This is a genomic window from Immundisolibacter sp., assembly GCF_041625615.1.
In the GTDB taxonomy this organism is placed as follows: Bacteria; Pseudomonadota; Gammaproteobacteria; order Immundisolibacterales; family Immundisolibacteraceae; genus Immundisolibacter.
Genome location: NZ_JBFJTF010000169.1, coordinates 1 through 4040 on the forward strand (window position 1 = coordinate 1; position 4040 = coordinate 4040).

The 4040-nt window shown below is 67.2% G+C and carries 7 protein-coding genes; all 7 read left to right on the plus strand.

The genetic code is table 11. The features are described from left to right. Positions 1–27: 27 nt before the first annotated feature. The gene (gene folK / locus ABYX71_RS10755; RefSeq protein ID WP_372696501.1) at positions 28–540 is read left to right on the plus strand and encodes a 2-amino-4-hydroxy-6-hydroxymethyldihydropteridine diphosphokinase; all 513 of its coding nucleotides are present in this window, start codon (positions 28–30) and stop codon (positions 538–540) included. A 95-nt stretch (positions 541–635) separates the two neighbouring features. Then, a complete protein-coding gene (gene panB / locus ABYX71_RS10760; protein ID WP_372696495.1) occupies positions 636–1430 on the plus strand; it encodes a 3-methyl-2-oxobutanoate hydroxymethyltransferase in 795 nt (264 codons plus the stop codon). Then, positions 1430–2302 carry a pantoate--beta-alanine ligase gene (gene panC, locus ABYX71_RS10765; protein ID WP_372696496.1) on the plus strand — a complete coding sequence of 291 codons (873 nt, stop codon included), beginning with the start codon at positions 1430–1432 and terminating at the stop codon, positions 2300–2302. Before panB ends, panC begins: the two co-directional genes overlap by 1 nt. 33 nt (positions 2303–2335) lie before the next feature. Beyond that, a complete protein-coding gene (panD, locus tag ABYX71_RS10770; protein ID WP_372696497.1) occupies positions 2336–2716 on the plus strand; it encodes an aspartate 1-decarboxylase in 381 nt (126 codons plus the stop codon). Between the two features lie 39 nt (positions 2717–2755). Further along, a complete protein-coding gene (locus ABYX71_RS10775; protein WP_372696498.1) occupies positions 2756–3133 on the plus strand; it encodes a hypothetical protein in 378 nt (125 codons plus the stop codon). Positions 3134–3138: 5 nt separating this feature from the next. Further along, positions 3139–3747, plus strand: coding sequence for a hypothetical protein (locus ABYX71_RS10780; protein WP_372696499.1), 609 nt, complete (start codon positions 3139–3141; stop codon positions 3745–3747). 6 nt (positions 3748–3753) lie between these two features. After that, a partial coding sequence (locus ABYX71_RS10785) for a DUF1330 domain-containing protein (RefSeq protein ID WP_372696500.1) occupies positions 3754–4040 on the plus strand: 287 nt, incomplete at its 3' end.

Here is a 4040-nt window from a genome sequence, read left to right on the forward strand (position 1 = left end):
GGCCGCGGCCTCTGCTTCCGCGGCGCCGTGAGCGCCCAGCCGGCCTTCATCGGACTGGGCGCCAACCTGGGTGACCCGGTGCGGCAGATCGAGCAGGCGCTCGATGCCATTGCCCTGCTGCCGGGCACCCGCCTGCTGAAACGCTCGGCGTTGTACGGAAGTCGGCCGATGGGGCCGGCCGGGCAGCCCGACTACGTCAATGCCGTGGCGTGGGTCGAGACCGCCCAGCCAGCGCTGCAGCTGCTGGCCGCGCTGTTGGACATCGAACGCCGGCATGGTCGGCGGCGCGACGCGGCGGAGCGAAACGGGCCGCGCACCCTTGATCTCGATCTGCTCCTGTACGCGGACCTGGTGTGCGACGGGCCGGCCCTGACATTGCCGCATCCGGGCGCGCACGCGCGCGATTTCGTGCTTGTGCCGCTGGCCGAGGTCGCGCCGCATGTGCTGATTCCCGGTCGTGGCCGGGTCACCGATCTGCTGGATCACTGCCAACGGCACGATCTGCGCGTGCTCGACCGGGCGCTGGCGGCGGCCGGGTGAGGCCGGGCGCACCCGCCCCGGGTGGCGCCCGGCGCCATGATCATTAGAATGTCGCGCCCCGCAGCCCCCGGTGGTTGCCGCGAGGAGTCAGACGCATGGCCGTCACCCGCGATACCCTGCTGAAGATGAAGCGCGCCGGCGAGCGGATCGCCTCGCTCACGGCGTATGACTATGCCTTCGCCCGCCTGCTGGACGCCGCCGGCGTCGATGTCGTGCTGGTCGGGGACTCGCTCGGCAACGTGATCCAGGGTCAGGCCACCACGGTGCCGGTGACCCTGGACGACATGGTCTATCACACCCGCTGCGTGGCGCGCGGCCTCGAGCGCGCGTTGCTGGTTGCCGACCTGCCGTTTCTCACCTACCAGGAAAGTCCCCAGCAGGCGTTGCGCAGTGCCGGGCGCCTGATGAAAGAAGGCCTGGCGCACATGGTGAAGCTCGAAGGTGGAGCTGCCATGGCGCCGGCGGTGGCGTTCCTGGTCGAGCGCGGCGTGCCGGTATGCGGGCATCTGGGGCTGACGCCGCAGGCGGTGCACCAGCTCGGCGGTTACAAGGTGCAGGGGCGTGGCGAGGCGGCGGCGGCCCGTCTGCGGGCGGATGCGCTTGCACTGCAGGAGGCCGGTGCGGCGCTGTTGGTGCTCGAGGCGATTCCGCGCGCCGTGGCGGCCGAATTGACCGCATTGCTCGACATTCCCACCATCGGCATCGGCGCCGGCGTGCAGTGCGACGGGCAAGTGCTGGTATTGCAGGACATGCTGGGCATGAATCCGCAGCCGGCGCGTTTCGTGCGTAATTTCCTGGCCGGGTGTGACGATCTGGCGGTCGCCATCGGCGCCTACGTGAAAGCGGTGAAGGACGGCAGTTTCCCGGCCGTCGAGCACGGTTACGACTGATGCGTCAGTTCAACGACGTGGCGGAACTGCGCGCCGCGCTGCGGGCCTGGCGCGCGGCCGGCGAGCGCGTCGCGCTGGTGCCCACCATGGGCAACATTCACGAGGGCCACCTGCGCCTGATCGACGCGGCTCGTGCGCATGGCGCGCAGCGGGTGGTGGCGAGCGTGTTCGTCAATCCGACCCAGTTCGACCGGCCCGACGACTTCGCACGTTATCCGCGCACCTTGGCGCAGGATGCCCAGGCGTTGCATGGACGTGGCGTCGATGCGCTGTTCGCGCCGCCTGTGGAGGCGATGTATCCGGACGGTCTTGATCTGGGGGCATTCGTGGAGCCGACGCACAGCGCCCAGTCGCTGGAGGGCGAGTTCAGGCCGGGCCATTTTCGCGGCATGGCGACAGTGGTGATCAAGTTGCTGAATCTGGTGCAGCCTGACTGCGCGATTTTCGGCGAGAAGGATTATCAGCAGCTGGCGGTGGTGCGGGCTGTGGTGCGCGAGTTGCTTCTGCCCGTTCAGATCATCGGTGTGCCGACCGTGCGCGAGGCCGATGGCCTCGCGCTGAGCTCGCGCAATCAGTACCTGACACCTGCGGAACGTGACCTGGCGCCGCGCCTGTTTGAGGCCCTGCAGACGGCAGCCGGCGAAGGGGCGGAACCTCTGGCGCCGTGGGCGCAGATCGAGGCCCACCACGTCGACAGACTCGAGGCATTGGGATTTCGTGTTGAATATTTTCGATTTCGCAATGCACAATTGGCCCCCCCCGCGCCAGGTGACTGCCGGCGCGTGGTGCTAGCAGCCGCCTGGTTGGGGAAGGCCAGGCTGATCGATAACCAGCCGTTCGTTGTGAGTCCCGGTCAGGATGATCGGGGCTGAGCGTCCACCAGCCAGTCACCGCAGGTACAGGCAATGATGCAGTTCATGCTAAAGGCCAAGCTGCACCGGGTTACGGTGACCCGGGTCGAGCTTGACTACGAGGGTTCGTGCGCGATCGACGCAGACCTGCTCGAAGCGTCCGGTATCCGTGAGTATGAGCAGATCGATATCTATAACATCGCCAACGGTGAGCGGTTCACCACCTATGCCATTCGCGCCGAGCGTGGCAGCCGGGTGATTTCCGTGAACGGCGCTGCCGCTCATAAGGCGAGCGTGGGCGACAAGGTCATCATCGCGGCCTATTGCGGTCTTGACCGCGCGGAGATGCAGACTCACAAGCCGCGTTTGGTCTATGTGGACGACGGCAACGGCATCACCCGCATCGGCAACGACATTCCCGAACAGGCTGCCTGAACGTCGGTGGTCACCGTCGGCGCCGCGCCAACCGCTCACATGCTCAGTGACCGCTTGCCCTGGCTGCTGCTGCTCGCCTATGGCGCCATTGCGTTCGGCGAGGGTCTGGTGGCGGCGTTGAACGCAGGTGTTGGCACAGAGCTGTCGCGCGCCGCCATTACGCTGGCCGGCGTGCTGTGGGTGGTGCACGGTTTGCGGCGTGGTCAGGCCTGGGCCTGGTGGTTGACGGTGGGCGGCGCCACGGTGTTTTTGGTGTCGGTGGTCACGGCGCTGGTGCTGGCTGCGTCACTCCAGGTCCAGCCCGCGCTGACGCTGTCGGTCTATGCCAAGTCGGGTGTATTGCTGGCGGCGCTGGTCGTGTTGCTGCCCGGGGACACACGCCGACGTTATCTGGCCGGGCGCCACAGGACGGACTGATCGCCATGTTGGGCGGGGCGCCGGCACAGCGGTTGGCGCGGCGCTACCGCTGCGAGGATGGGGTCTACCTGGTCGAGATCCGCCTGCGCGAGTTGCGGGCCCTGTTCAATTCTCTCGACCCGGCGCCGTTTCTCGACAAGGATCTCGATGACGAAGCCGAGCAGTACATCGTCGGGGCGGTCGAGGAGTTTCCGCTAAAAACGCCTTTGCGCCTCGTGTTGCACGTGCCGGCCGCCGCGCGCGCGGACCCGGTGGCACCGGTGCTGGGCGAGGCATTGCGGGGCTATTTCGATTATCGCGCCGCGCACGTCGAGCGTGAACTGGCGGCGTTGATGCGGCGTGGCCGTGCGTCCCTGCTGATCGGGCTTGGCTTTTTGTTCGTGTGCCTGGCCGCGCGCCGCGTGCTCGGTCAGATGCTCACGGGAGCCTGGCAGGACATCCTGGGCGAAGGGTTGTTGATCAGTGGCTGGGTGGCGATGTGGCGCCCGCTGCAGATCTATCTGTACGACTGGTGGCCGCTGGCACGGCGCCGAAGGATACTGCGCAAGATTCGTGACCTGCCGGTGGATGTGAGCATTGATGCAGCTGCGGGTGGGCGGAGCACATCTGTGTGAGGCGCCATGGCTGCTTATTTGATCTACCGCGCGCATGTCCACGATGCCGACGCGTACCGAGCCTACATGGAGCGGACGCCGGCGGCGCTTGCCGCGTTCGGTGGCCGGTTTCTGGCCCGTGGTGGTCAGACGGTGACGCTTGAGGGCAGGCCGGAGACGGCGCGGGTGATCATCGTCGAGTTTCCCGACCTGGCGGCTGCCGAGGCGTTCTACGCCTCGGACGCCTATCGCGAGGCGATTCCCTTCCGCCGCGACTGTGCCGACGTGCAGATGGTGGTGGTGGATGGAGTGAC

What these genes read in the sequence shown, in the direction of transcription:
- panB (WP_372696495.1), top strand. Translation starts at nt 636, where the DNA reads ATGGCCGTCACCCGCGATACCCTGCTGAAGATGAAGCGCGCCGGCGAG.
- panC (WP_372696496.1), top strand. Translation starts at nt 1,430, where the DNA reads ATGCGTCAGTTCAACGACGTGGCGGAACTGCGCGCCGCGCTGCGGGCC.
- panD (WP_372696497.1), top strand. Translation starts at nt 2,336, where the DNA reads ATGATGCAGTTCATGCTAAAGGCCAAGCTGCACCGGGTTACGGTGACC.
- ABYX71_RS10775 (WP_372696498.1), top strand. Translation starts at nt 2,756, where the DNA reads ATGCTCAGTGACCGCTTGCCCTGGCTGCTGCTGCTCGCCTATGGCGCC.
- ABYX71_RS10780 (WP_372696499.1), top strand. Translation starts at nt 3,139, where the DNA reads ATGTTGGGCGGGGCGCCGGCACAGCGGTTGGCGCGGCGCTACCGCTGC.